The organism is Curtobacterium uvaldense (assembly GCF_028307415.1).
In the GTDB taxonomy this organism is placed as follows: Bacteria; Actinomycetota; Actinomycetes; order Actinomycetales; family Microbacteriaceae; genus Curtobacterium.
Map to the genome: position 1 here is coordinate 53458 of NZ_JAQMHU010000005.1, position 25994 is coordinate 79451.

20 protein-coding genes and 1 riboswitch are annotated in these 25994 nt (G+C 72.6%); of the genes, 5 read left to right on the forward strand and 15 right to left on the reverse strand.

What is annotated here, in order from left to right; translation table 11 throughout:
* The first annotated feature begins 39 nt into the window (after positions 1 to 39).
* The gene (locus PIJ49_RS04615; protein ID WP_066653030.1) at positions 40 to 384 is read left to right on the forward strand and encodes a metallopeptidase family protein; all 345 of its coding nucleotides are present in this window, start codon (positions 40 to 42) and stop codon (positions 382 to 384) included.
* 159 nt (positions 385 to 543) lie between these two features.
* On the opposite strand, the gene PIJ49_RS04620 is transcribed toward PIJ49_RS04615, so the two are convergent.
* Both PIJ49_RS04620 and PIJ49_RS04625 read right to left on the reverse strand, forming a co-directional pair.
* A complete protein-coding gene (locus PIJ49_RS04620) occupies positions 544 to 1866 on the reverse strand; it encodes an acyl-CoA dehydrogenase family protein (RefSeq protein WP_271825960.1) in 1323 nt (440 codons plus the stop codon).
* The gene (locus tag PIJ49_RS04625) at positions 1863 to 3290 is read right to left on the reverse strand and encodes an LLM class flavin-dependent oxidoreductase (protein ID WP_066653028.1); all 1428 of its coding nucleotides are present in this window, start codon (positions 3288 to 3290) and stop codon (positions 1863 to 1865) included. Before PIJ49_RS04625 ends, PIJ49_RS04620 begins: the two co-directional genes overlap by 4 nt.
* A gap of 101 nt (positions 3291 to 3391) precedes the next feature.
* Here PIJ49_RS04625 and PIJ49_RS04630 point away from each other — a divergent pair, with 101 nt between their 5' ends.
* Positions 3392 to 4801, forward strand: coding sequence for an MFS transporter (locus tag PIJ49_RS04630; protein WP_271825961.1), 1410 nt, complete (start codon positions 3392 to 3394; stop codon positions 4799 to 4801).
* A 69-nt stretch (positions 4802 to 4870) separates the two neighbouring features.
* Here PIJ49_RS04630 and PIJ49_RS04635 read toward each other — a convergent pair whose 3' ends face one another.
* The 5 genes from PIJ49_RS04635 to PIJ49_RS04655 all read right to left on the reverse strand — a co-directional run bounded on the left by PIJ49_RS04635 (position 4871) and on the right by PIJ49_RS04655 (position 9338).
* Entirely contained in the window at positions 4871 to 5512 is a 642-nt protein-coding gene (locus PIJ49_RS04635) for a nucleoside/nucleotide kinase family protein (RefSeq protein ID WP_271825962.1), read from the reverse strand.
* Positions 5505 to 6311 carry an energy-coupling factor transporter transmembrane component T family protein gene (locus tag PIJ49_RS04640; protein WP_334212817.1) on the reverse strand — a complete coding sequence of 269 codons (807 nt, stop codon included), beginning with the start codon at positions 6309 to 6311 and terminating at the stop codon, positions 5505 to 5507. The genes PIJ49_RS04635 and PIJ49_RS04640 overlap by 8 nt, the downstream gene beginning before the upstream one ends.
* Entirely contained in the window at positions 6308 to 8083 is a 1776-nt protein-coding gene (locus PIJ49_RS04645; protein ID WP_442874599.1) for an ABC transporter ATP-binding protein, read from the reverse strand. Before PIJ49_RS04645 ends, PIJ49_RS04640 begins: the two co-directional genes overlap by 4 nt.
* Complete coding sequence (locus PIJ49_RS04650; protein ID WP_308301832.1) at positions 8080 to 8829, reverse strand: ECF transporter S component; 750 nt, start codon at positions 8827 to 8829, stop codon at positions 8080 to 8082. The genes PIJ49_RS04645 and PIJ49_RS04650 overlap by 4 nt, the downstream gene beginning before the upstream one ends.
* A riboswitch (TPP riboswitch) is annotated at positions 8825 to 8936 on the reverse strand. It overlaps the preceding gene by 5 nt.
* Positions 8937 to 9014: 78 nt before the next feature.
* Positions 9015 to 9338: a spore germination protein GerW family protein gene (locus PIJ49_RS04655; protein ID WP_271825964.1), complete on the reverse strand. Its 324-nt coding sequence runs from the start codon at positions 9336 to 9338 to the stop codon at positions 9015 to 9017.
* A gap of 129 nt (positions 9339 to 9467) precedes the next feature.
* On the opposite strand from PIJ49_RS04655, the gene glgX reads away from it, so the two are divergent.
* Genes glgX through treZ form a run of 3 tightly spaced genes read left to right on the forward strand, consistent with a single transcriptional unit; the run spans position 9468 to position 16062 of the window.
* Entirely contained in the window at positions 9468 to 11867 is a 2400-nt protein-coding gene (gene glgX, locus PIJ49_RS04660; RefSeq protein ID WP_251154751.1) for a glycogen debranching protein GlgX, read from the forward strand.
* Positions 11864 to 14311: a malto-oligosyltrehalose synthase gene (gene treY, locus PIJ49_RS04665; protein WP_271825965.1), complete on the forward strand. Its 2448-nt coding sequence runs from the start codon at positions 11864 to 11866 to the stop codon at positions 14309 to 14311. Before glgX ends, treY begins: the two co-directional genes overlap by 4 nt.
* Positions 14308 to 16062: a malto-oligosyltrehalose trehalohydrolase gene (gene treZ / locus PIJ49_RS04670; protein ID WP_271825966.1), complete on the forward strand. Its 1755-nt coding sequence runs from the start codon at positions 14308 to 14310 to the stop codon at positions 16060 to 16062. Before treY ends, treZ begins: the two co-directional genes overlap by 4 nt.
* Positions 16063 to 16228: 166 nt before the next feature.
* Here the strand turns inward: treZ and PIJ49_RS04675 are convergent, their stop codons facing one another.
* The 8 genes from PIJ49_RS04675 to PIJ49_RS04710 form a co-directional block, all read right to left on the reverse strand.
* The gene (locus PIJ49_RS04675) at positions 16229 to 17023 is read right to left on the reverse strand and encodes a polyprenol monophosphomannose synthase (protein WP_200884134.1); all 795 of its coding nucleotides are present in this window, start codon (positions 17021 to 17023) and stop codon (positions 16229 to 16231) included.
* 45 nt (positions 17024 to 17068) lie between these two features.
* Positions 17069 to 17782 (reverse strand): class F sortase, encoded by a 714-nt coding sequence (locus tag PIJ49_RS04680; protein ID WP_271825967.1) that lies wholly within the window; start codon positions 17780 to 17782, stop codon positions 17069 to 17071.
* Positions 17779 to 18930, reverse strand: coding sequence for a family 8 glycosyl hydrolase (locus PIJ49_RS04685; RefSeq protein ID WP_271825968.1), 1152 nt, complete (start codon positions 18928 to 18930; stop codon positions 17779 to 17781). The genes PIJ49_RS04680 and PIJ49_RS04685 overlap by 4 nt, the downstream gene beginning before the upstream one ends.
* Before the next feature lie 131 nt (positions 18931 to 19061).
* Positions 19062 to 19910, reverse strand: coding sequence for a DUF4397 domain-containing protein (locus tag PIJ49_RS04690; protein ID WP_209683533.1), 849 nt, complete (start codon positions 19908 to 19910; stop codon positions 19062 to 19064).
* A gap of 339 nt (positions 19911 to 20249) precedes the next feature.
* Entirely contained in the window at positions 20250 to 22238 is a 1989-nt protein-coding gene (locus tag PIJ49_RS04695; RefSeq protein WP_271825969.1) for an ArnT family glycosyltransferase, read from the reverse strand.
* Positions 22235 to 23770, reverse strand: a complete 1536-nt coding sequence (locus PIJ49_RS04700) for a glycosyltransferase (RefSeq protein ID WP_271825970.1) — start codon at positions 23768 to 23770, stop codon at positions 22235 to 22237. The genes PIJ49_RS04695 and PIJ49_RS04700 overlap by 4 nt, the downstream gene beginning before the upstream one ends.
* Positions 23767 to 24297, reverse strand: coding sequence for a GtrA family protein (locus tag PIJ49_RS04705; RefSeq protein ID WP_235426514.1), 531 nt, complete (start codon positions 24295 to 24297; stop codon positions 23767 to 23769). The genes PIJ49_RS04700 and PIJ49_RS04705 overlap by 4 nt, the downstream gene beginning before the upstream one ends.
* 286 nt (positions 24298 to 24583) lie before the next feature.
* A complete protein-coding gene (locus PIJ49_RS04710) occupies positions 24584 to 25588 on the reverse strand; it encodes an aldo/keto reductase family protein (RefSeq protein WP_271825971.1) in 1005 nt (334 codons plus the stop codon).
* Between the last annotated feature and the right edge of the window lie 406 nt (positions 25589 to 25994).

Sequence of the window (25994 nt, forward strand, 5' to 3'; positions counted from 1 at the left end):
CGCTGCCGTCCAGGCGGATGTGTCACGATCAGCCTCGTGATGGAGATGTCCGCCGACGAGTTCGAGCAGCTCGTGACCGACGAGCTCGACCGGCTGCCCGACGAGATGGTCGACGGGCTGGACAACGTGGTGTTCGTCGTCGAGGACGAGCCGGAGGACGGCTCCGACCTGTTCGGGTACTACGACGGGGTCGCCGCGACCGAGCGCGGGCAGTACGGGTTCGGTGAGCTCCCCGACCGGATCGTGGTGTTCCGGAAGCAGCACCTCGAGGAGTGCGACACCGTCGAGGAACTCCGGGACGAGGTGCACACCACGCTCGTCCACGAGATCGGGCACTTCTACGGCATCGACGACGCTCGGTTGCACGAGCTCGGCTGGGCGTAGAGGCGCCCGGCTGCCGGCTGCCGGCTGCCGGCTCCCGACTCCCGCTGAGCCGAGACTCGCGCTGGCGGACGGTTTCGCGGCTCCGAAGACGCGAACGTGTCCGCGGGGCCGAGACTCGCGCTGGCGGCACGCGCCGCGCGCGGCGCGCGCGCGGCGCCCTCAGAACCGCGTCGGCCCCACCTCGTGGTACCGCTCCCACGCGTCCACCGGCCCCCGCCCGTGCAGCACGTACTCCCCCACGAGTCGCTCCTTGTAGACGGCAGGGTTGTGCGACGCCACCACCCGGGCGTTCCGCCAGTGCCGGTCGAGCGCCCGCGTCCGGTCGGCCGCCGAGGCCCCACCGACCTCGAACAACTCCGTGGCCGCCTGCAGCACCCGCGGCCCGACCTCGACCTGCGCCTGGTAGACGGCGTTCTCGGCGGCATCGAGCAGTGCGTGGTCGACGCCCACCCCTGGCTCGTTCGTCGCCACGACCCCGTCGAGCAGCCCGGCCGCCGCGACGACGAGCGACCGCGCGGTGAACGCCCCCGCCGACAGCCGTCCGAGCACGGCCAGCACCTGCGGGTCCTCCCCCGGTACGGCGGCGTTCGCGTGGATGTACGTGCGGGTCCGCGGCCGGACGAACGCCACGGCGTCGTCGACGACGGCCTGTCCGATCCCGGCGAGGACCGCCAGCAGGTACAGCTGGTAGAAGGCCTGGATGTGCGAGAGCGGCGCGTCCCGGTAGGCCGAGACCACCGCCGGGTCGACCGCGACGCCGTCGAAGACGGTCGTCCCCGAAGCGGTGAGGCGCTGCCCGAAGCCGTCCCAGTCGTCGACGCCGGTCACACCCGGTGCACCGGTCGGCACGGCGAAGGTCACCCGCTCGCCGTCGCGGTCGGCCGCCAGGTAGATCCAGTCGGCGTAGAGCGTGCCGGTCGAGTAGAACTTCCGCCCGTCGAGCCGCCACGTGCCGGAGTCGTCGGGAGCGACGGTCGTCGAGATGTCCGCCAGCGTCGTGCCGGTCCGCTCCGAGGTCGCGTTCCCCACGATCGCCCCGTCGACGATGCGCTGGAGCCACTCGTCCCGAGCGGGCGAGTCCGGACGCAGGAGCACGAGCTCCGTGTACCCGAAGTGTCCCCGCCACAGGTGCGCGATGTTCGAGTCCGCCGCCGCGAGGTCCGCCACCAGGTTCGCGAGCTCGACGAGCGTCACGCCGAAGCCACCGCGTTCCTCGGGCACGCGCAGCCGCCCGAAGCCCGCGTCCGCCAGCGCGCGCACCTCGGCGTGCGGGAGGTCGCGGTCGCCAGGGGTGCCGGACGCCAGCTCGCGCGCGACCGCGCCCTCGCGGATCGCCTCGACGACCGGCGCGAAGCGCGCACGCAGGACTGCGAGACGGTCGACCGGGAGGCACGGCGCACCCCCGGCGCTCACTGTCACGTCGTCCGGACGGTCGCTCGGGAGGCCCGGCGCACCCCCGGCGCTCGTCGTCACGTCCGTCATGCGGTCACCTCCACGGCGTCGCGCGCCTCGTCCGCGCCGGTCCCGGCCGCGCCGCCGGAGAACGCGCCGCGCCACCGCCTCGCCGGGTGCGAGTCGGGCAGCTGCGCGTGGCCGAAGAGCTTCTCGCGGAGGGTGCCCTCCCGGTACTCCGACTGCATGAGTCCGCGCTCCTGCAGGGTCGGCGCGATGTGGTCGACGAACTCCTCGTACGAGCCGGGCAGCGTCCAGTTGATGACGTTCACGCCGTCGACCCCGACCCGCTGCCACGCGGCGAGCTCGTCCGCGATCTGCTCGGGCGTCCCGACGACCCGGGCGCGGAGCTTGGCGGAGAGCCGGGCGAGGTCGGCGATGGTCGGCTCGCGGTCGCCGGCGGCCTCGCGGAGCCACTGCAGGTGCGACTGCCCGGCCTGGGTCCGGACCTCGGACAGCGGCGTCGCCGGGTCGAGCGGCTCGCCGGTGTCCGGGTCGAAGCCGAGGTTCGAGTGCACGAGGAAGCCGTCGGCGGCCAGGTACTCGTCGATCTCCGCTTCCTTCGCCTTCGCCTCGGCCTCGGTGGATCCCGTGACGAAGGTCAGGCCGAGGAAGAACGCGATGTCCTCGCGGCGTCGGCCCACGGCGGCGGCGAGGTCGCGGGTCTCGCGGATGAGCTGCTCGGTGGCGTCCCGGTTCGAGGTGAGGATGAACTGCGCCTCGGCGTTCCGCGCGGCGAAGGCCCGGCCGGCCGGCGAGGACCCGGCCTGGAACAACACGGGCGTCCGCTGGGGCGAGGGCGCGCTGAGGTGCGGCCCCTGCACGTCGTACCGCTTGCCGTGGTGGTCGATGCGGTGCACCAGCTCCGGGTCCGCGTAGCCGCGCACCGGGTCCTTGAGCACGGCACCGTCCTCCCACGACCCCTCCCACAGCTTGGCGCAGACCTCGAGGTACTCCTCGGCCCAGGCGTAGCGCTCGTCGTGCTCCTCGAGCCGGTCGGCGCCGAAGTTCCGGGCGGCGCTGTCGAGGGCGCTCGTCACGACGTTCCACCCGATGCGGCCGCGGGTGATGTGGTCGAGCGTCGACACCTTGCGGGCGAAGTCGAACGGGTGCGCCTGGATGACGCTCGAGGTGAACGCCAGGCCGAGGTGCTCGGTCGACACGGCGAGCGCGGAGAGCAGCACGGACGGGTCGTTCGAGGGGATCTGCAGCCCCTCGCGGAGGTTCGTCGCGTAGTCGCCGCGGGCGGGGCCGTACGTGCCGACGACGTCCGCGAAGAACATCGCGTCGAACTTCCCGCGCTCGAGCGTCCGGGCGAGGTCGGTCCACAGCGTGACGTCGTCGAAGTCCGCCTGCCGGGCGTCCGGGTGCCGCCAGAGGCCGTGCTGGATGTGCGACGTCGTGTTCATGACGAAGGCCGCGAAGCGCAGCGGACGGGTCGGTGCATCGCTCATGCCCCCATGGTGTCCGGGGAGCCGCCGCCGACGGTCATGACGTGACCTCGCGTTACGGGCGCGGTTCCGCGGCGGCCGGGCGGCGACCATGCTCCTGAGGCATGCCGACCCAGACGACCGCAGCCGCGCCTCCCGTCCGTCCCCCGTCTCCGTCCACGAACGCGACCCGACGTCGCGTCGCGCTCGCGTCGTTCGTCGGGACGACCGTCGAGTACTACGACTTCTACCTGTACGCGACGGCCTCGGCGCTCGTGTTCGCCCCGACGTTCTTCCCGTCCGTCACGCCGGCCGTCGGTGTGATCGCGTCCTTCGCGACCTACGGTGTCGGCTTCGTCGCGCGGCCGCTCGGCGGCATCGTGGCGGGGCACCTGGGCGACCGGATCGGGCGGAAGAAGCTGCTCGTGGCGTCCCTGGTGCTGATGGGCATCGCGTCGACGCTCATCGGGGTGATCCCCTCGGCGGCGACGATCGGGGTCGGTGCGGTGGTCGCACTCGTGGTGCTGCGACTGCTCCAGGGCGTCGCAGCCGGAGCGGAGTGGGGCGGGTCGGCGCTGCTGTCGGTCGAGCACGCGCCGACGCGGCACCGGGGACTGTTCGGGGCGTTCACGCAGATGGGGTCCGCGGGCGGCATGCTGCTGGCGACCGGGGTATTCACGCTCGTACGGACCCTGCTCGGCAACGAGGCGTTCCTGGCCTGGGGGTGGCGCCTGCCGTTCCTGTTCTCCGCGGTCATCGTCGCGGTCGGACTCGTCATCCGGCTCGGCGTGCAGGACGCCCCGGTGTTCCAGGCGCTGCGCGCGTCCGGCGGTGTCGAGCGGTTCCCGGTGTGGCAGGCGGTCCGTCGGCACCCGCGGTCGATCCTCGTCACCGCAGGGCTGCGGCTCGTCCAGCCGGCGCTCTACTCGATCCTGACGACGTACTCGCTGACCTACCTCGGGGCGAAGCGCGGCGAGGAGGGCTCGGCCGCCGGGCTCCAGGCGGTGCTCGTGATCTCGGCGGTGTCGCTCGTGTCGACGCCGTTCTGGGGGTGGCTGTCCGACCGGGTCGGGCGCCGGCCGCTCGCGATCGGGTCGGCGATCGGGATCGGCGTGCTGATCTGGCCGTTCTTCGCGTTCCTCGACGCCGGGCCCCTGGTGCTGCTGCCGTTCGTGGCGTTGATCGGCATGAGCGTGTTCCACGACAGCATCTACGGTCCGCAGGCGGCGTGGTTCGCGGAGCAGTTCCCGACCGGGCGGCGCTACTCGGGCATGAGCCTCGGGTACCAGATCGGGTCGATCTTCTCGGTGGGACTGACGCCGTTGCTCGCGGCGGTGTTCGTCGAGGTGGGCGGGGGCTCGCCGTGGATCCTGTGCGCGTACCTCGGCGTGTACGCGGTGCTGTCGGTCGTGGCCGCGGTGTTCGCGGTCGACCCGGTGCGCGACGCGCGGCGGGCGGACGCCCGGGCGGCCGGTGCCGGTGCCGGTGCCGGTGCCGGTGCCGGTGCCGGTGCCGGTGGGCCAGTATCGGGCTGAGCGACGGGGCTCGGGCTCCGGGCCGCGAGGGACGTCGGTCAGCCCGGGTCTCGCCGTCGACCCCGCCGACTACGTCCTGAGCACCAGGTCCGCGAACTCGGCGGGCGCCTCGGCGGCGATGAAGGCGCGCTCCTGGGCAGCCCAGCGCTCCCACTCGCGGGCGAACACCTCGCCGTCGCGGCCGATCGCCCGGTCGCGTCGGACGTCGTCGTCCGCCTCGAGCCACACCCGGAGGGTCGCGTTCGGGGCGGACCGCCGGGAGAGCGCCCCGCACCCCTCGACCACCAGCGGCTCGTGCGACTCGATCGACACCCACTCCGCCGGCTCGGACCGCTCCCAGTCCCAGCGCCGGTACCCCGACGGCGTCCCGAGCACGTCGGACACGACCGCGTCGGCGGCCGCGCGCAGGCCGTCCCACCCGGGGTAGACATCGTCGAGGTGCACGACCCGTGCGCCGAGCCGTGCCGCCACGGCGTCGCCCAGCGTGGTCTTCCCGGTGCCCGAGCGCCCGTCGACCAGCACGACGAGCCGTCGACCGGTGGCGGCAGCAGCGCCGACCGCGGCCGCGGCGATCCCCTCGACGAGCGCCGCATCCGGTGCCGCTCCCCCGGCGGTCGCGTCCGGCCGCGCACCCCGGGCCGTCACATCCGGCACCGCTCCCCCGGCGACCGCACCCGAGGCGATCGCGTCCGGCCGCGCGCGCTCAGGCACGCCACGTCCCCGCAGCCACGGCCACTCCGATCGACGCGACACCGATCCCCACCAGCACGGCGACCATCGCCCACTCCGGTCCCGCGAACCGCGCCTGCCGCGCCCACGTCCGGGGACCGGGAGCGCCGAAGCCGCGCGACTCCATCGCCACCGCCAGCGTGGTCGCCCGGCGGAGTGCGAGCACGAGCAGCGCGAAGGCCATCGACGCTCCGCGCCGCAGTCGCCCGTGGTCGGCGAGCCCCCGTGCGCGGCGTGCCATGGTGAGCTGGCGCCAGTCCTCGCCGAGCAGGGTCGTCATCCGCACCGCAGCCAGGGCCCCGAGCACGAAGCGGGCCGGCAGCCGCAGCAGCTGTGCGAGCCCGTCGGCCAGGTCGGTCGGGTCGACCCCGACGAAGAGCACGACGGCCGGCAGCCCGACCGCGAGGACCCGCAGCGCGGTCGCCAACGCGAGCGTCAACGACCCGTCGGTGACGTGGACGAAGCCGAGGTCGAACCACTCCCGTCCGGAGGGCCGCCCGTACAGCGCGATGCTCAGCGCCGTCAGGGGCACGGCGACGAGCACCGGCGACGCCCGCAGCAGCAGGGTCCGCGGCGGGATCCGGAGCACCGGGAGGAGCAGCAGCTCCAGCGCGAGCGCGACGGCCGCGGAGACGACGTCGAGACTCGTCACGAGGCACAGGCCGAGTGCGAGCACGCCGAGCATCGCGGCGACGGGCTGGACGCCGGCGACGCCGCGGCGCGTCCGGCCGGGAGGCTCGGCTCGCCCGCCCGCACCGGCGCGGGTCGTCGGGGCGGTCACCGGTGCACCTCCCTGGTCGGTCGGGGTCCGCCGGGTCCGGTCGACGGGGCGTCCGGTCCGGCCGGCGGGGTGCCGGGTCCGGCCGAGGGGTCACCGCGTCCGTCCGGTGGGACGGCGGTTCCGGTCGGCGGCACGGCGGTTCCGGCCGGCGGCACGGCCCTCGCACCGTCGGCGGCGAGCACGACCTCGTCGGCGTCGAGCGCACGGACGAGGTCACGGTCGTGCGTCACCACGACGAGCGCCGTCCCCGCGTCCGCCAGCGCCCCGAGCAGGTCGACCACGGCCTGCCAGGTCGCACGGTCCTGGCCCGAGGTGGGTTCGTCCAGCACGACCACGGGCGGCCGCGAGGCGACGACGGCACCGATCGCGAGCCGCCGCTGCTCACCGCCGGACAGCGTGAAGGGGTTGGCGTCGGCGAGGTGCCGGAGCCCGAACGCGTCGAGGAGTTCCTCCACCCGCGCGTCGGCGTCCGACATCCCGAGCGCGCGCGGTCCGGCACCGAGCTCCTCGCGGACACTGCGCGCCACGAACTGGTGTCCGGGGTCCTGGAACACCGACCCGATCCGGGCCGCGAGCTGCCGGCTCGTCCACCGGATCGGCGCGTCACCGGCCTCCCCGGCCAGGTCGGGCGTCGCGAGGAGTGTCCCTCCGGACGGCCGCAGGAGCCCGGCGAGGGTGAGGCCGAGCGTCGACTTGCCGACGCCGTTCGGACCGGTGACCGCGAGGACCCGACCGCGACGGACCCCGAGGTCGATGCCGCTGCCGACACGGGCCCCGCCGGCACGTCCGAGGATGCCCCCGCGCGCCGTCGCGAGTCCCCGCGCCTCGAGCAGCGCCGTCTCATCGTCGCGCGCGCGGAAGGCGCCCCCGGCCACCGGTGCTCCCGGTGCTGATCCGCCCGCTCGCTCGGTCGACGGCGCGACCGGACGTCCGGCACCGGTCGACGGCGCGACCGGACGTCCGCCGCCGGCCCGGGACGATCCCCGCGCCGGCTCGGCACCGGGCACCCACACGCCGGCCGCCGTCAGCGCCGGACCGTGCTCGGCGAGCACCGACGCGGGGGTCCCGTCCGCGACGACCCCGCCCCCGGGTTCGAGGAGCACGAGTCGATCGACCAGGTCGAGCCAGGTGCCGATCCGGTGCTCGACCACGAGCATCGTCGCAGCGCTGGTGTCGAGCAGCGCCCGCACGGCGTCGTGGACCTGCGCCACGCCCTCGGGGTCGAGGTTCGCGCACGGTTCGTCGAGCACGAGCACGCCGGGGCGCATCGCGAGCACGCCCGCGAGCGCCAGACGCTGCCGCTGCCCGCCGGAGAGCCGGCTCGTCGACCGGTCGAGCGGCAGGTCGAGGCCGACGACCCCGAGCGCGTGCCGGACGCGTTCCCACGTCTCGGCCCGCGGGACGCCGGTGTTCTCGCACCCGAAGGCCACGTCGTCGCCGATGCGCGACATCACCGTGTGGGCCTCGGGATCCTGCATGACGAGGCCGACGCGCCCGCGGACCGCGCGGGGGTCGGCGCCGTCGACCAGGACCGAGCCCTGCACGGCTGCGGCGGTGTCGTCGTCGGGGTCCGGCTCGTCCGCCAGCACCGCGGCGACCGCGCGGAGCACCGTCGACTTGCCGGCGCCCGAGGGGCCGACGACCGCGACGCGCTCACCCGGCTCGACGACGAGGTCGAGACCGCGCACCGCCCACGCGTCGCGCCCGGCGTACCGCCAGCCCCAGTCACGGAAGGCGATCCGCGCCGCCCCCGAGGACGACACGGCCGTCACCGGGCGGCGCGGGACCCGCGCTCGGCCTGCTCGGCAGCGGGCGTCGCGGTGCCGGACTGCGCGCCGTCGAGCGGAACGGTCGCGCCGGTCGGGGCGGACGACTCCTGCGGGGTGGTCGCGTGCGTCCGTCGGGCGTGCTCACGCCCTGCGGCGAACGAGGACAGCACGCCGGTCGCGGCGAGCGCCCGCACGAGCAGCCACGAACCGAGCCCGGCGATCACGGCTCCGGACACCACCGCGGACACGACGTAGACGGTCTTGAACGCCGCGTCGAGCCCCGGGTACCAGAGCACGGTGTCGTTGATGCCGAGGGCGAGCCCCGCGGCGGCACCGGCGAGCACGACGACCGGCAGCCGGTAGGCCCGGTAGAGGAACAGTGCGAGCACGACCTCGGCCCCGAGGCCCTGCACGAGACCGGCCTCGAGCGTCAGCCACCCCCACTGGGTACCGAGCAGTGCCTCGACGCTGGCGGCGACCATCTCGGCGTAGAGCGCGGCCCCGGGCTTCCGGACGACGATGGCGACGAGCGGCCCGGCGAGCAGCCAGACCCCGCCGAAGAGTGCCTGGGTACCGGGGAGGACCAGGGCTGCGACGGCGCTGATCGGCTCGTAGCCGAACTCCCAGAGCTTGAAGACGACACCGATCGCGACGGCGAGGACGCTCGCGACGACGATGTCGACGACCCGCCAGCGCAACGAGCGCCTGACGGTGGTGGACGGTGCTGCGGACTGCGTGGTTGCAGGCATGGTTGCTGACTCCTCCCTGCGCCGGCATGACCCGGATCAGGTTCGACGGTCGGAGCGCCGTTCGCTCCCTCTCAGCCCGGCGGTCCCGGACTCCCGTGTGTGTGGCAGCAGTCTAGACGCGGTCGCGACCGCGTGACGGACGGGAGGCCCGTGGCGGCGTCGCCACGGGCCCCCCGTCCGGTGGGTCACTTCTTGAGGGCGCGGATCACCTTGCTCAGGGCCTTGCCGGTCACCCAGATGGTGGGGATGCTCACCGCGAGCAGCGAGATCAGGTTCGGCTCGAACTGCAGGTCCTGCCCCGGGCGACGCACGTAGGCACCGACGGGGATCGACGCCCCGCCGCCACCGCCGCCGCCGCCGTTCTCGTCGTCCCCGCCGGCGCCGAAGCCGAACCAGCCGATGGACACCGGGATGAGGGTCTGGTCCCCGACCTCGACCGGTTCGCCGTAGTTGGTCGAGACGCCCACGGGGCGCACCTTGTCTGCGATCTGACTCACGATGTTGGCCATGCGCGCGAGGCTACTCGGCGGTTCCTCCACAGGCCGGCGAGCACCGGCGGCCGTCCACCCCTGGGGCTTGTCTGCGGACGCGGACGGCCCGCGCCGATACCGTGGCGGAACCCACACCTGGAGGACTGTTTGCACACCTGGCCCGGCAACCCGTACCCCCTCGGGGCGACCTACGACGGCAGCGGCACGAACTTCGCCCTGTTCAGCGAGGTCGCCGACCGCGTGGAACTGTGCCTCTTCGACGACGCGGGGAACGAGGAGTGCGTCGACCTGGTCGAGGTGGACGCACACGTCTGGCACGCCTACCTGCCGAACGTCGCCCCGGGGCAGGAGTACGGCTTCCGCGTGCACGCGCCGTACGACCCGGCGAACGGACTGCGCGGCAACCCGCACAAGCTGCTCCTCGACCCGTACGCCAAGGCGACCAGCGGCGACATCGACTGGGACCAGGCGCTGTTCTCGTACACGTTCGGCGACCCGGACTCGACCGACGACCAGGACTCGGCGTCCCACATGATGAAGGGCGTCGTCATCAACCCGTTCTTCGACTGGCAGGGTGACCGGGCTCCCCGGGTCCCCTACGGCGAGACGGTGATCTACGAGGCGCACGTCAAGGGCCTCACCGAGACGCACCCCGACGTGCCCGAGGAGCAACGGGGCACCTACGCCGGTGTCGCGCACCCGGCGGTCATCGAGCACCTCAAGCGCCTGGGGATCACGACGCTCGAGCTCATGCCGGTGCACCAGTTCGTCAACGACTCCACGCTGCAGGAGAAGGGGCTGTCGAACTACTGGGGCTACAACACGATCGGCTTCTTCGCGCCGCACTCGCACTACTCGTCGTCCGGCGACCGCGGGCAGCAGGTGCAGGAGTTCAAGGCGATGGTGCGCGAGCTCCACCGTGCCGGCATCGAGGTCGTCCTCGACGTCGTCTACAACCACACGGCAGAGGGCAACCACCTCGGGCCGACGCTGTCCTTCCGCGGCATCGACAACGCGGCGTACTACCGCCTGGTCGAGGACGACAAGCGGTACTACATGGACACCACGGGCACCGGGAACTCGCTCAACGTCGGGCACCCGCACTCGCTGCAGCTCATCATGGACTCGCTGCGGTACTGGGTCACCGAGATGCACGTCGACGGGTTCCGCTTCGACCTCGCCGCGGCCCTGGCCCGCGAGTTCTACGAGGTCGACCGGCTCGCGGCCTTCTTCGAACTGGTCCAGCAGGACCCGATCGTGTCCCAGGTCAAGCTCATCGCCGAGCCGTGGGACGTCGGGCCCGGCGGGTACCAGGTCGGCAACTTCCCGCCGCAGTGGTCCGAGTGGAACGGCAAGTACCGCGACACCGTGCGTGACTTCTGGCGGGGCGAGCCCTCGACGCTCGGCGAGTTCGCCTCGCGCATCTCCGGGTCGGCCGACCTGTACGAGCACGACGGCCGGACGCCCAAGGCGAGCATCAACTTCATCACCGCCCACGACGGCTTCACGCTGTACGACCTGGTCGCGTACAACGAGAAGCACAACGACGCCAACGGCGAGGACAACAACGACGGCGAGAGCCACAACCGGTCGTGGAACTCCGGCGTCGAGGGGCCGACGGACGACCCGGAGGTCGCCGCGCTCCGACTGCAGCGCCGGCGGAACTTCCTCGCCACCCTGCTGCTCAGCCAGGGCGTGCCGATGATCGCCCACGGCGACGAGCTCGGCCGCACCCAGCACGGCAACAACAACGTGTACGCGCAGGACTCCGCGATCAGCTGGATCGACTGGGAGCACGCCGACGACGAACTCGTGCAGTTCACCGCCGACGTCGTGAAGCTCCGGCACGACCACCCGACCTTCCGCCGCACCCGGTACTTCAACGGTCGTCCGGTGCGCCGGGGCGAGGGCGAGCCACTGCCCGACGTCGTGTGGCTGACCCCGTCCGGCGACGCGATGGACCCCGAGGACTGGGACTCCGGCTTCGGCAAGAGCGTCGGCATGTACCTGAACGGCGAGGGCATCCGCGGCCGCGACCGCTGGGGCGAACGTGTGACCGACGTGGCGTTCCTGACGTACTACAACGCACACGACGACGTCGTGACCTTCACCCTGCCGCCCGAGGAGTACTCGCCCGGGTGGACCGTCCGGATCGACACGGCCGAACCCGGCGCCCGCGAGACGGTCCTCGACGCCGGGACCCCGCTCGACGTGCCGGCGCGCTCGATGATCGTGCTCCGCGCCGAGCCCGACCACGAGGTCACCACCACGCAGGTGGAGTCGGTCGAGGGCGGGCGGCAGTCAACCCCGACCAACCCCGCGGCGTCGACGGCGGCGTCCGCCACCGACCCGGAACCGACCGGGGCGGAACCGTCCGACGCTGCACCGTCCGGCGCGGAACCGTCCGACGCTGCTCCGTCCGGGGCGGAACAGCCCACGGCGTCGGCCGAGGGCACGTCCGCAACGGACCCGGTCAGCGAGACCGACGCCGACCCCGACTCCCCTGACACCGAACCCGAACCCGATCCCACAGGAGCCAACGCGTGAGCGCTCGCCGCGTCCCCACGTCCACCTACCGGCTGCAGGTCACCGCAGACTTCGACCTCGACGCCGCCCGGGGCGTGGTCGACCACATCCGCACCCTCGGTGCCGACTGGGTCTACCTCTCCCCCGTGCTGCAGGCCGAGCCCGGGTCACAGCACGGCTACGACGTCGTCGACCACTCGCACGTCGACACCGAGCGCGGCGGCGACGCCGCGCTCCGAGCCCTCGCCGAGGCCGCGCACGCCGCCGGGCTGGGTGTCCTCGTCGACATCGTGCCGAACCACGTCGGCGTCGCCACCCCCGAGGCGAACCCGTGGTGGTGGTCCCTGCTCGAGTCCGGACAGGGCTCCCCCGTCGCGTGGGCCTTCGACGTGGACTGGCAGGCCGGGGACGGGCGCATCCGGATCCCGGTGCTCGACGACCGGCTGCTCGACGCGGTCGAGCTGCGGGACGGCCGGCTGTACGTCGGCGAGACCGCCTACCCGACGGCCGAGGGCACCGTGCAGGACGGTGACGACGTCGCAGCCGTGCACGCCCGTCAGCACTACGAGTTCGTGCACTGGAAGCGCGCGGACCACGACCTCAACTACCGTCGCTTCTTCGCGGTCAACACCCTCGCGGCGATCCGCGTCGAGGAGCCCGAGGTGTTCGCATCGTCCCACGCGACGATCGGCGGCTGGTTCCGCGACGGGCTCGTGGACGGCCTGCGCATCGACCACCCGGACGGCCTGTACGACCCCGCCGGGTACCTGCAGGACCTGCACGACCTCACCGGCGGCGCGTACACGCTCGTCGAGAAGATCCTCGAGCCCGGCGAGCAGCTCCCGTCGTCGTGGCCGGTCGACGGCACCACCGGCTACGACGCCCTCGCCGTGGTCGACCGTGTCCTCGTCGACCCCGCGGGTGAACCGGCGCTCACCGCCGCGTCCGGTGCCGAGCCCGCCGACTGGCAGCAGCTCACGCACGACACCCGGCGCGGGATCGCCGACGGCATCCTCGGCAGCGAGGTCCGCCGGCTCGCACGGCTCCTCGCCCCCGTGGCACCCGACGTGCCCGAGGACCGCGTCGTCGACGCCGTCGCCGAGATCGTCGCGTCCTTCGAGGTCTACCGGACGTACCTGCCCGAGGGCGTCCACCACCTCATCGACGCCCTCGAACGCGCCGCCGAGGCCCGCCCGGACCTCGACGACGTGATCGACCGCATCGCACCGGCGCTCGTCGACCCCGGTCACGCCGCGGCCGTCCGGCTGCAGCAGACGTCGGGCATGGTGATGGCGAAGGGCGTCGAGGACACCGCGTTCTACCGCACGTCGCGCCTGACCACCCTGAGCGAGGTCGGCGCCGACCCGAGCCTGTTCGCCGTCTCGGTGGAGGACTTCCACCAGGCCCAGCGCGACCGCCAGGGCAGCTGGCCGCACACCATGACGACGCTCACCACGCACGACACGAAGCGCAGCGAGGACACCCGTGCGCGCATCAGCGTGCTCGCCGAGCTCGGCTCCGAGTGGGCCGACGCCCTCGCGCGGCTGCGGTCCCTGGCCCCGCTCGACGACGCCGTGATGGCTGACCTGCTGTGGCAGGCCGTCGTCGGTGCACGTCCCGCGAGCCGCGAGCGCCTGCACGCCTACGCCGAGAAGGCGTCGCGCGAGGCCGGCGACAGCACGACGTGGACCGAGCCGGACGAGACGTTCGAGGAGCAGATGCACGCGCTCGTCGACGCGTCGTTCGACGATCCGCAGGTCGTGGCCGTGCTCGACGAGCTCGACCAGGTCATCAACGCTGCCGGGTGGTCGAACGGGCTGGCCCAGAAGCTCGTGCAGCTGACGATGCCCGGCGTGCCGGACGTCTACCAGGGCACCGAGGGCTGGGACCGGTCGCTCGTCGACCCGGACAACCGCCGACCGGTCGACTACGCCGAGCTCCGGCACGTGCTCGCCGGGCTCGACGGCCCCGAGGACGACGGCCCCGAGCGGCTGCCGGCCGTCGGACTCGACGGTGCCGTGAAGACCCTCGTCGTCAGCCGGGCCCTGCGCCTGCGCCGCGACCACCCCGAGCTGTTCACCCGCTACCTGGGGCTCGAGGCAACGGGCAGCGCCGCCGACCACGTCCTGGCGTTCGACCGCGGCGGTGCCGTGACCGTCGCGACACGCCTGCCCGTCGGACTCGAGCGGGTCGGGGGCTGGGGCGACACCCTGGTGCACCCGGTGCCGCTCGACCGGATCGACCTGCTCACCGGTCGACGGTTCCCCGCGTCCCGCGGCATCGCGCTCGCCGAGCTGCTCACGGACCTGCCGGTTGCGCTCCTCGTGCCCGCCGACCTCGCCGACGCCGGGGCGGCCGCTGCCTCCTCGTCCACGTCGACGACCACCCCCGCGGCCTCCGGGTCGGACGGCACCGCCGTCTCCGACCAGCAGGCCGAGATCGAGATCCTGGAGGGTCACGCATGACCGTTCCCGCCCGCTACGCCGTCTGGGCGCCGAACCCCGAGCGCGTGCGCCTGGTCGTCGACGACGTCGAGTACGCCCTGACCCGCGGTGACGACGACTGGTGGAGCACCGACGAGGTCGCTCCCGTGGTCGGTGCCCGCTACGGCTTCCGCATCGACGACGACGAGGACGTCCGTCCGGACCCCCGCAGCCGGTACCAGCCGGACGGGGTGCACGGCACGTCCGAGGTCGTCGACCCGGAGCGCTTCGCGTGGACCGACGAGGCCTGGACGGGCCGTCCCGCCCGCGGCGGGGTCATCTACGAGATGCACATCGGCACCTACACGCCCGAGGGCACCCTCGACGCTGCGGCCGCGAAGCTCGACCACCTCGTCGAGCTCGGCGTGGAGTTCGTCGAGCTGCTCCCCGTCAACGCCGTCAACGGCGAGTGGAACTGGGGCTACGACGGGGTCGGCTGGTTCGCCGTGCACCACCCCTACGGCGGTCCCGACGCCTACGACCGCTTCGTCGACACCGCCCACGCGCTGGGCCTCGGGGTCATCCAGGACGTCGTCTACAACCACCTTGGCCCGAGCGGGAACTACCTGCCGCTGTACGGTCCGTACCTGCTGCAGGGGCTCGGGAACACCTGGGGCGACTCGGTCAACGTCGAGCACCCCGAGGTCCGCCGGTACGTGCTGGACAACGTGCGGATGTGGTTCCGCGACCACCACGTCGACGGACTCCGGCTCGACGCGGTGCACGCGATCCGGGACACCACGCGCCCGCACGTGCTGCAGGTCATGGCCTCCGAGACCGAGGCGTACTCGGAGTTCGTCGGGCGCCCGCTCTCGCTCATCGCCGAGTCGGACCTCAACGACCCGGTCATGTTCCGTCCGCAGGAGGCCTCCGGGTACGGCCTGACCGGACAGTGGTCGGACGACTTCCACCACGCCGTCCACGTGGCGCTCACCGGCGAGACGAACGGCTACTACGCCGACTTCGCACCGCTCTCGGCGCTGGCGAAGGTCCTGGAGCACGGGTTCTTCCACGACGGCACCTGGTCGTCGTTCCGCGGGAAGCGGCACGGTCGACCGATCGACCGCGGGACGTCGCCCGCGACGGCGCTGGTCGTCGCGAACCAGAACCACGACCAGATCGGCAACCGCGCCGCGGGCGACCGGCTCGCGGCGTCCCTCGACGACGAGTCGCTCGTCATCGCCGCGGCGCTGACGCTGCTCGGCCCGTTCACGCCGATGCTCTTCATGGGCGAGGAGTTCGCCGCGACCACGCCGTGGCAGTTCTTCACCTCCCACCCGGAGAAGGCGCTGGGCGAGATCACGGCGAAGGGCCGGATCGCCGAGTTCGCGGAGCACGGTTGGGACGAATCGGTCGTCCCGGACCCGCAGGACCCGACGACGTTCTCGAACTCGAAGCTCGACTGGGCCGACGTCACCTCGGAGCGGGGTGCGCGGATCCTCCGGGCCTACCGCGTGCTCGTCGCGCTGCGCCGCACCGAGCAGGCCTTCGTCGACCACCGCTACGAGGCGAACGCCGTCCGCTTCGACGGGGACGACCGCTGGCTCGTGCTGACCCGCGGCCTGCTCGGGCCCGACGCGGCGCCGGTGCACGTCGTGGTGAACTTCGCCGACGACGCTGCTGAGGTGTCCGTCCCGGACGCGACCGGTGAGGAGCTCTACCGCTTCGGTGAGGCGAGCGTCGACGCCGGTGTGGTCCGGTTCGCGTCGCGCGGCGTGGTGGTCCTGCGCTGACGGACGTGCCCTGACCGATCTGCGAGAGCGACAGTCCCCCGTGGAACTCCCACGGGGGACTGTCGCTTGCGCGGACCAGAGCGGCCACGACACCGGCCGGGCACGGCGCGGCAGTACCGGTACCGGAACTGCGCCGTCACCGGCACCGGGCCCGGGCCGTTGCGGGTCAGGCGGACTGGTCTCCGACCGCGTGCGCGTTCTTGCGCACCGAGGGCAGTCGGCGGTGGTCCTTCACGACGGAGCGCACCTCGCGCACCCGCCGGTCGATGCCCCACTTCGTCACGAGCGTCAGGCTCTCACGGACGATGTTGCCGCTCATCTTCGAGACGCCGAACTCGCGCTCGGTGAAGGTGATCGGCGTCTCGACGACCCGCAACCCGGCCTCGAGCGCACGCCAGCACAGGTCGACCTGGAAGCAGTACCCCTTCGACGCGACCCCGGCCAGGTCGATCCGCTCGAACGCCTTCGACGTGAACACCCGGAAGCCGCCGGTCGCGTCACGCACCGCGATGCCGAGCGCCATCCGCGTGTAGAGGTTCCCGCCGCGGGACAGCAGTTCGCGGTACCACGGCCAGTTCTCGACCTCGCCACCCTTGATCCAGCGGGAGCCGAGCACGAGGTCGTTCGAGTCGGCGAGCTCGAGCATCCACGGGAGGTACTCCGGGTGGTGCGAGCCGTCCGCGTCCATCTCGACGAGCTTGTCGTAGCCGTGCTCGAGGCCCCAGGCGAACCCCGCGAGGTACGCGCCGCCGAGCCCGTCCTTCACCGTCCGGTGCATCACGTGGACCCGGTCGGTCTCGCGCGCGATCTCGTCCGCGATGTCGCCGGTGCCGTCCGGGGAGTTGTCGTCGACGACGAGCACGTGGACGCTGTCGTCGGTCGCGGCCAGGGTGCGGGCGACGATCGGGCGGACGTTCTCCGCCTCGTCGTAGGTCGGGATGATGACCAGGGACGTGCTCATGGTGCTCCTCGCGGTTCGCATCGAAGGGTATCGGGTCGCCCTGCGTCAGCCCGACGTCAGGTCTGCGAACACGATCAGATTGTCCGTGTAGTGCCCGGTCGCGGTGTCGAACGTACCGTCGCACGTGATCAGCCGGAGCTGCGGGGTCGGTGCGCTGCCGTACACGTCACTCGTCGGGAAGGCCGACTTCGCGGCGCGCTCCGAACGGTCGACCGTGAAGGTGCGGGTCGTGCCGTCGGACATCGCCACGTGGATCTCGTCCCCGGCCACGAGTTCGTCGAGCCGGAAGAAGACGGCTGCGCTCGTCGGGCTGTCGACGTGCCCGGCGATCACGGCCGGCCCGACCTGACCCGGCACGATGCCGTCGGCGAACCAGCCGGCGCTGTCCCAGTCCTCGGGCGGGTCGAGCTCGCCCGCGGCACCGCGGCCGAGGTCCTCGAGCCCCGAGGACACCCCGATCGCCGGGATCTCCACCCGCACGGGCGTCGCCGTCGAGCGCGCGGCCGGTGCCGCCGGGTCCTGGAAACCCGAGGTGTCACCGGTCCCGGAGCCGTTCGCCGCCGCACCCGGGTCCGTCCTCGCGGACGGGCTGCTGGTCGCCGCCGTCCGGGTCCCCGCGGCGTCCGTCCCCGTGGTGGCGACGGCCACCCCGGCGATGCCGCCGCCGACGAGGACCGCCGCCACCGCTCCGCCGACGAGCACGCCGCGGCGGCCGGACCACCACCGGGTCGGTCCGGTCGCGGCCCGACGCCCGGTCACGAGGCACCTCCCGCGTCGGTCGCGCAGCCACCGAGGACGTCCGACGTGAGCATGGTCGCGCCGAGCGCTGCCCACGCGTCGCCGTAGTAGGTCGGGGTGGTCGCCGAGGTCCGGTCCATCCGCCGCAGGTCGGCCGACGCCGCCGACGACGAGCCGGCCGCGTGCTCGGCCGCTGCCCGTGCGGCGTAGGCGAGCGCGCTGGTGTCCCCGGTCACGGCCGTGCCGCCGAGGTCGAGCTGGGCCGCGAGCTCGGTGCTCCGGCGCAGGGTCGGCGCGATCGACCCGGCGAGCGTGCGGTCCTCGGCCGAGCACGCCTCGGCGTAGCGCAGCGGCAGCCGCATCGCGTCCCACCCGTAGACGACGCTGCCCTGGTCGCCGTTCGCGGGCATCGGTTCGACCGTGCCGTCGGCGTGCACCTGGGACCAGTCGCTCGGGAGGTCGCTGACGTCGAGCACGGCGGCGGTCACCGCACGGGAGCCCTCGGTGAGCTCCGCCCAGCGGCGGTCCCCGGTCGCCCGTTCCAGGACCCGGAAGGCGGCGGGTGACGCGTAGGACGCGTCGTACCGGTAGGGCTCGGTGTCCGCCCACGGCCCCGGCAGCAGGATCGTCCCGAGGTCGGTCTCCGCCGTCTCGTGCTCGAGGATCGCCGACGCCATGGCCCTGCCCGCAGCGGTGTACCGCTCGTCGCCCCACCGGTCGCCGGCGAGCACGAGTGCCCGGGCGGCGTCGAGGTCGGCGTCGCTCGCGGACTGGCCGTCGACGACTCCGTCCTCCGGCGTCCACCGCCACGCGAGCAGGTCGTCGTCGGTCACCAGGTGCCGCTTCGTCCACGACCAGATCTGGCCGAAGGTCGCACGGTCGTCGTCCGCGTAGGCGATGAGCAGACCGTAGGCCTGCCCCTCGCTGACGGTGTCGCCGCCCTGGTCGGTGCGGACGACCCGGCCGTCCTGCACGTAGTCGTCGAGGAAGTCCTGCCGCAGCTCGGCGGCGCTGCGGTCGACGTCCGGGGCGGGCGACGAGGTCGCGCTCGAGGTCGCTCCTGCCTGCGGCACGGCGTCGCTCCACGGACGGACGGCGACGAGGGCGGCGCCGACGGCGACGACGACCGCCGCTGCGGCGGTGATGGGGATCCAGGTCCTGCGGGTCATGCCGGCACCTCTTCCGGGGTGGTCGGGGACGGTCGGACGGGAGGCGCGCACCAGGTGGGCGCTCGGGCTGCGGTGATCCGCGCCTCCAGGCCGGGCCCGACGGGTCACGCGACCCGTCGGCTGCCCGTCGGTCAGTGGAACAGCGAGCGGAACGCCGCGACGATCGCGTGCGTGAACTCGGTGACGGGGCGGTCGGCGGCTGCGCCGCCACCACCGGTCTGGACCCCACCGGACGGGGTCGTTGCCGTGGCGGCCGCGTCGGTGACGGGCACGACGGTCAGGTCGCCCTTGCTGTCGTCGAGGACGAAGAGCGTCGAGACGGTGTTGCCGGCGAGGTCGACCTCGGCGGTCCCGCGCTGGCCGCTGCCGGAGACGTCGAGCGACCACTTGCCGGCGCCGACCGTCGCGTACCGGGTGGCCGTGCCGAAGGAGGCGTCCTCGGCGATGGCGGTGCCGTCGGTCGTGCTGACGTCGACCTCCTTCGCCGTGGTCGCGGCCTGGACGAGACGGAGCTTGGCCTTGCCGTCACCGGGCTGCTGCAGGTCGTCGGTGAACGCCTTGGTCTGCAGGTCGTCGTTCTTGCCGTAGGCGACGACGGTGTTCGCGTCGCCCTGCTGGACCTGGACGTCGGTCGAGATCACCGGGGTGGAGTCGGGGGCGTCGGCAGCGCGCATCGAGAGGACGTAGGTGCCGACGGGGAGCTCCTGGTAGGGGCTGACCTGGCCGTACGTGACGTCGTCGAGCTCGAACACCGTCTTGCCGCCGGACAGGCTGGTCAGCTCGACGTCGACGCCCTTGGTGTCCGGGGAGAGGTGGCCGACGCGGAGCCAGCCCTCGTCGGAGCCGGTCGCGGCCGAGGCGGTCTGCGGTGCGGCGAGGCCGACGGTGGCGGCGACGACGGCGGCGGCGATCCCGGCGACGACGACCGGGCGGCGGGTGGCGCGGCGGGTGACGGTGGGCGCGGAGGTGCGTGCGTGCATCGTGGTGCTCCTTCGGTTCGGGTGGTACAGGTGCTGGTGCTGGTGCTGGTGCTGGGGCTGGGGCTGGTGGCCGGTGGCGGTGCGCGAGCGGGCGGATCCTGCTCGGGCCTGCCGGTTCGGCTACCGGTTCCGCCCGCTCACGACGGGGCCGGGGCCGGGAGACGCTCGCCGTTCCGGGAGCGGGCGGATCCTGCTCGGGGCTGCCGGTTCGGCTACCGGTTCCGCCCGCTCACGACGGGGCCGGGGTCAGGAGGCGCTCGTCGTTCCGCGAGCGGGCGGATCCTGCTCGGGGACTGCCGGTTCGGCTGCCGGTTCCGCCCGCTCACGACGAGGCCGGGGTCAGGAGGCGCTCGTCGGCGTCGTCGTGGGATCGGCCGGGGTGTAGGTCACGACGACCCGCTCCCCGTCGCGCTCGACGTCGGCCGGGCGGATCCCGTCGCTCATGGCATCGAAGGTGGCGACGGCACGAGCAGCATCCGCCCGGTCGGCGGTCTGCACGACGAGCCGGCGGAAGGGCTGCCCGTCCTCCCCCGTGAGCGGGCGGAATCGTTCGACCGCCACCGACTGGTCAGCGAGCACCTGACCGAGGGCGAGCATCGCGCGCGAGTCGACCTGACCCGCTCGGAACTGCGACTTCGTGCCGGCGTCGGCACGGAGCGCCGGGTTCTGCGCGAGCTCGGTCCCCATCGTCTTCCGCCCGTTCGTCGCGGCGGTGATCGCGTCGTTCGCGGCCGCCTCGCCCTCGGAGTGGATGCGACGGACGTCGACCTGCTGGTCGCCGGTGCCGAACGTGGCCACGCTCGTCGAGTTCCGGATGGCGAGCGACACGTCCTGCGAGGAGTTCCCGCCGGTGCGCATCGAGTCCGTCGTGACCACGTAGTCGGAGTCCTTCCACCCGTTCGGCGACTGGCGCTGGACGGCGGCGTCGGTGTCGAGCTTGTAGTACCAGATGACGTTGTTGCGGGCGTACCCGTCGCGGACCAGGTCGACCCACATGGCGTCGTCCACGAGCAGCCGCGAGGACTTCGGGACGTTGTCGCCGACCCACTGCTCGGCCTGCTGCATCGGCAGGTCGAGGTTCGCCGACGTGAACCCGCGCAGCTGCGCGCCCCAGAGCGGCACCGCCACGACGACGGCCGCTGCGGTGACCACGGCCCAGGCGGCACCGAAGCCACGTCGAGCGAATCCGTGCACGCGGGTCCGGGCGTTGGACCGGATCCGTCCGGCGAGCGCGAGGACCGCTCGCTCGGCGGTGTACGCGACGAGCAGCGCTGCGAAGGGCACGAGCACGATGACGTACGGCACCGGCAGGTACCCGTTCGGGCGGAACATCATCGCGAGCAGGAAGACGAGCATCGCGGCGATCGGGCGGACCCGGCGCAGGAACAGCCCGACGAACGCGGCGGCCGAACCGAGCACGATGAAGACGGGGTCGAGCGCCCACCACTGTGCGGCGGCCTGGTTCGCCAGGCTCCCTCCGTCGAAGATCGATCCCGACGCGGTGCGCGAACCGAGCTGGTAGGTGATGCCCTCGAAGAGGCTCACCCGGCCGGCGCCGGGCAGGAGCTCACCCTTGACCGCGGCGAGCAGCAGGTAGCCGCCACCGATGACGACCAGGACGGCCCCGGCGACGCTCAGCGTGTACCGACGGGTGCTCCTGTCGGCCCGGCGGACCGCGATCCAGATCAGGAACGGCAGCGCGAGCAGGTACGTCTCCTTGGAGAGCACCGCGACGCCGAGGCACGCGGCGGCTCCGGCGAACCCGGCGAGCTGCTGGCGTCGGCTGAGCGCCAGCACGAACGCGGCGAGGAGCCACGGCGTCGCGACGTTGTCGATGTAGACCGTGCGGTGGTACTGCAGGGCCAGCGGCGAGAGGGCGAAGACGAGCCCCGCGACCGCGGCCGTGACGCGACCTGCGCCCAGTCGACGCGCGAGGACGAAGAGCAGGACGCTGGAGACGGCGGCGAAGAAGACCATCGCCTCGCGGGCGGCCTCGACGGCGAACGGGTAGCGCGCGAACGCCCCGGTCAGCGACGTGTACGCCGCGATCTGGATCCACCCCAGCGGCGGGTGGTCGTACCAGTAGGTGTAGTGGGTGATCTCCCCGAGGTTGGCGATCGCCCACGCCTGGGCGGTGTAGGTCCCCTCGTCGTCGATGCGCTGCGGGGTACCGGTCATGTTCCACGCCTGCACCACGACGGTCACGATGAGGACGGGCACCAGCCAACCGATGCTCGCCGCGTGGACACGGAACCAACCGCGCACGCCGGACAGGGAGGCGGCACCCCGGACGGGGATCCCGGTGGTGTGGGTGATGGTGGCGGTCATCGGGCACCTCCTGCAGACGAACCGGCGAGCGCACGCTCAGACGAGGACGAGGACGAGGACGAGGACGCAGCCGATGATGCGGACGCAGCCGAGCCGGTCAGCTCGGACGCGAACCCGACGACCTCGGGCTGAGCGCCACCGGTGCGGTGCTGGCCCGTGTGCTCGGTCTTCTCCCACCCGTTCTGCCCCTTGACGTGGCGGACGACGGCACGGACCGCCGCTGCGGCGAGGAACACCTGGTACGGCACCAGGCCGAGGACGAGCTTCACGTAGTCGCGGATGCGGACCTTCTCCTTGTAGATGCGACCGAACTCGTTGAGTCCGACGACCTCGACGGCGAGCAGCATGAGCGTGGGCGCCACCGGGATGAACGAGACGAGGGCGATCGCCGTCGGCACCTTGACGAAGAGGATCATCAGGACGCTGAGCGGGATGAGCAGACCGGTCGCCGCCTGGATGAACGGCATGGTCAGCATGTAGCGGGCGAAGAAGCGCTGGCGGAAGGACGGCAGCTTCTTCCACTCCCCCTTGCCGAGCACCTGCAGGAAGCCCTGGTTCCAACGGGTCCGCTGCTTGAGCAGGGACGCGAACGTGGGCGGCGTCTCCTCGCGGGTGACGGCCTCGGGGCTGTAGGCGACGACGACCTTCGCGCCGTCGGCGGAGAGCCGGACGCCGAGCTCGCAGTCCTCGGCGAGGCAGTGCGCATCCCAGCCGTCCGACCACTCGAGGCGCTCCTTCGTCACGAAGACGGTGTTGCCGCCGAGCGGGATGAACTTCGAGCCCGCGTGGAAGTGCAGTCGCGAGCGGAACCAGAAGTAGTACTCGAGCACGTTGCGGAGCGACCACCAGCTCGACTTGAAGTTCATCAGCTGGACGCCGCCCTGCACGACGTCTGCGCCGGTCTCCTGGAAGCGCGAGTCGACGAGCGACAGGAGCTTCGGGTAGACCTCGTCCTCGGCGTCGAACACCCCGACGATGTCGCCCGTCGCGTACTGCAGCGCGAGGTTCATCGCCTTCGGCTTGTTCTTCGGTGCGGTGTCGTCGACGACCACGCGGATCAGGCCCGGATGACGCTCCGCAGCCGCGCGCACGACGGCGTCCGTCTCCGGGTCGTCCTCGCCGACGATCGCGATGATCTCGAAGTCCGGGTGGTCCTGCGTCGCGAGCATGTCGAGCGTCTCGCCCATCACGTCCTGCTCGTGCCGACCGGGCACCAGCAGGGTGAAGCGGTGGGCGGCCGGCAGCGGGGTCTGGCTGAAGCTCGTCGACTTCAGCGCGTCACGTGAGCGCCAGGCGTGCAGCATCCACCACAGCGTGGTGAGCGCGATCACCGTGAGCAGCACGGAGACCGCGATGAGCGCCGAGTAGCCGACCCAGTCGCCCAGCGACCAGGCGACCTGCGGAGCCTGTCCCGAGCCTCCCGTCGGGACGTCCGTGGTCCCGCGGTTCGGGAGGTCCCCGGCGGGACCGGTCCCCTCGTTCGGCTGCAGCAGCGGCCCGGCGGCCGTCAGCAGCGTGGTGGTGATGGTCATGCGGCGTGCTCCTTCGCGTGAGCGTCGGTGGAACGGAAGACGAGGGCCTTGTACGCGGCGAACCGGAAGACGGTGCCGAGGACGAGACCCACCCCGTTGCCGGCGACGTTGTCGGCGAGGGTCGAGGTGAAGCCGAGGACGTAGTGCGAGACGAACAGGCAGGCCGCGGCGATGCCGAGACCGATGACGTTCGTGACGGCGAAGAGGAGTCCCTCGCGGAGGGTCTCCTTCCGGCCGACCTGCCGCTGCGAACGGAACGTGATCGAGCGGTTCGCGAGCCACGCGACCACCGTGGCGATGACGGCGGAGACGATCTTCGCGGCGATCGGACCGTCGGGCAGGACGGTCGCGCGCAGGAGGTTGTAGACGCCGAGGTCGATGAGGAAGCAGATCGCTCCGATGGCGCCGAACGACGCGAGCTGCGTCATGGTGGCGCGGAGCCGCGGGCCGAGGGCCGGTCGTGCGACGCTCGCCGCAGGGACGCCGGTCGCCGCTGGGTGGGCGGTCGAGGCGGTGGAGGTCGGCACCGAGCCTGTGCCTGGTGGCACCAGAACGGGGGTGACGGTTCGGGTCATGCCCCCTCTTCGGGGGCACGTTGCGGAGTGGTTTGGTCGGGGTACAGCTCCTGCCAGGACTCTGCCAGTTCCGCGACACCTGCCGTTCATCAGTGAACATCCTTCAGCGTTTTTGCTGATCAGGTGCCAGAAGGGCAGTCCGTCCGGACGGTCGCGCTCGTCGTGCGCTTGCTGGACGACGGACGGGAGGCACGGTGCCAGCTGGCACCGTGCCTCCCGTCCGTCGGTCGGTCGCGCGCTACGCGGGGCGCTGCTCCGGGCTGACCGTCTTGCTGGCATCGCGCTCCGGGATGTCGCCGAGCGCCTCGTCGATGGCGGCGAGCGCGTCAGCGTCGAGCGTCACGCCCGCGGCCTTCACGTTGTCGGTGACCTGCTCGGGGCGGGACGCGCCGACGATCGCCGAGGCGACGTTCGGGTTCTGCAGCGTCCACGCGATCGCGAGCTGGGCCAGCGTGAGGCCGGCCTGGTCGGCGACGGGCTGCAGGCGCTGCACGGCTTCGAGGACCTCGTCGCGCATGAACCGCTTGATCATGTCCGCGCCGCCCTTCTCGTCCGTGGCGCGGGACCCCTCGGGGGCCGGCTGACCCGGCTTGTACTTGCCGGTGAGGACACCCTGTGCGATCGGGGACCAGACGATCTGGCTGAGACCGAGCTGCTTCGAGGCGGGGACGACCTCGCCCTCGATGACGCGCCACAGCATCGAGTACTGCGGCTGGTTCGAGATGAGCTGGAAGCCGAGCTCCTTCGCCAGCGCGGCACCGGCGCGGATCTGATCCGCGTTCCACTCGCTGACGCCGATGTAGAGCGCCTTGCCCTGACGGACGACGTCCGCGAAGGCCTGCATGGTCTCCTCGAGCGGCGTCTCGTGGTCGTAGCGGTGCGCCTGGTAGAGGTCGACGTAGTCGGTCTGCAGGCGCTCGAGCGAGCCGTCGATCGACTCCATGACGTGCTTGCGGGAAAGGCCGACGTCGTTGTGCCCCTTCGGCCCGGTCGGCCAGTAGACCTTCGTGAAGATCTCGAGCGACTGGCGACGCTCGGCCTTGAGCGCCTCGCCGAGGACCGTCTCCGCCGCGGTGTTGGCGTACGTGTCGGCGGTGTCGAACGTGGTGATGCCGGCGTCGAGCGCTGCCCGCACGCACTGGGTGGCGACGTCGTTCTCGACCTGCGAGCCGTGCGTCAGCCAGTTGCCGTAGGTGATCTCGGAGATCTTGAGTCCGGAGTTGCCCAGGTACCTGAATTCCATGCTCCTGACGCTAGTGGAGTGAGCGCTCTCGTGAGGGGGTGTGCGAGTACCTGTGGAGAGGCGCGGGCGCCACCGGCACGGGCGCCGCCGGCGCGGGCGCCGCCGGAATGGGCGCCGCCGGCGTGGGCGCCGCCGGAATGGGCGGGCGGAACACGCGACGCGGTGTGGTCGGGTGGAATCGGATCGGGTGCTGGCGCGAGTGGGCGGAACACGCGACGCGCGCCTCCCGACCTCATCCGGATCCGCCCGCTCGGGGTGAGAGCAGCAACAGCCCGGATCCGCCCGCTCCGGGCCGCACGCACCGGTCCTCGGCAAGGCACGAGTCCTGCACACCTCGCTCCGTCCGGCGCCCATCCACAGCTCGACAGCACCCGCCACGGCCGACCTGGACGATCAGGCACACTGC

What these genes read in the sequence shown, in the direction of transcription:
- PIJ49_RS04615 (WP_066653030.1), top strand. Translation starts at nt 40, where the DNA reads ATGGAGATGTCCGCCGACGAGTTCGAGCAGCTCGTGACCGACGAGCTC.
- PIJ49_RS04620 (WP_271825960.1), bottom strand. Translation starts at nt 1,866, where the DNA reads ATGACGGACGTGACGACGAGCGCCGGGGGTGCGCCGGGCCTCCCGAGC.
- PIJ49_RS04625 (WP_066653028.1), bottom strand. Translation starts at nt 3,290, where the DNA reads ATGAGCGATGCACCGACCCGTCCGCTGCGCTTCGCGGCCTTCGTCATG.
- PIJ49_RS04630 (WP_271825961.1), top strand. Translation starts at nt 3,392, where the DNA reads ATGCCGACCCAGACGACCGCAGCCGCGCCTCCCGTCCGTCCCCCGTCT.
- PIJ49_RS04650 (WP_308301832.1), bottom strand. Translation starts at nt 8,829, where the DNA reads ATGCCTGCAACCACGCAGTCCGCAGCACCGTCCACCACCGTCAGGCGC.
- PIJ49_RS04655 (WP_271825964.1), bottom strand. Translation starts at nt 9,338, where the DNA reads ATGGCCAACATCGTGAGTCAGATCGCAGACAAGGTGCGCCCCGTGGGC.
- treZ (WP_271825966.1), top strand. Translation starts at nt 14,308, where the DNA reads ATGACCGTTCCCGCCCGCTACGCCGTCTGGGCGCCGAACCCCGAGCGC.
- PIJ49_RS04675 (WP_200884134.1), bottom strand. Translation starts at nt 17,023, where the DNA reads ATGAGCACGTCCCTGGTCATCATCCCGACCTACGACGAGGCGGAGAAC.
- PIJ49_RS04685 (WP_271825968.1), bottom strand. Translation starts at nt 18,930, where the DNA reads ATGACCCGCAGGACCTGGATCCCCATCACCGCCGCAGCGGCGGTCGTC.
- PIJ49_RS04690 (WP_209683533.1), bottom strand. Translation starts at nt 19,910, where the DNA reads ATGCACGCACGCACCTCCGCGCCCACCGTCACCCGCCGCGCCACCCGC.
- PIJ49_RS04695 (WP_271825969.1), bottom strand. Translation starts at nt 22,238, where the DNA reads ATGACCGCCACCATCACCCACACCACCGGGATCCCCGTCCGGGGTGCC.
- PIJ49_RS04700 (WP_271825970.1), bottom strand. Translation starts at nt 23,770, where the DNA reads ATGACCATCACCACCACGCTGCTGACGGCCGCCGGGCCGCTGCTGCAG.
- PIJ49_RS04710 (WP_271825971.1), bottom strand. Translation starts at nt 25,588, where the DNA reads ATGGAATTCAGGTACCTGGGCAACTCCGGACTCAAGATCTCCGAGATC.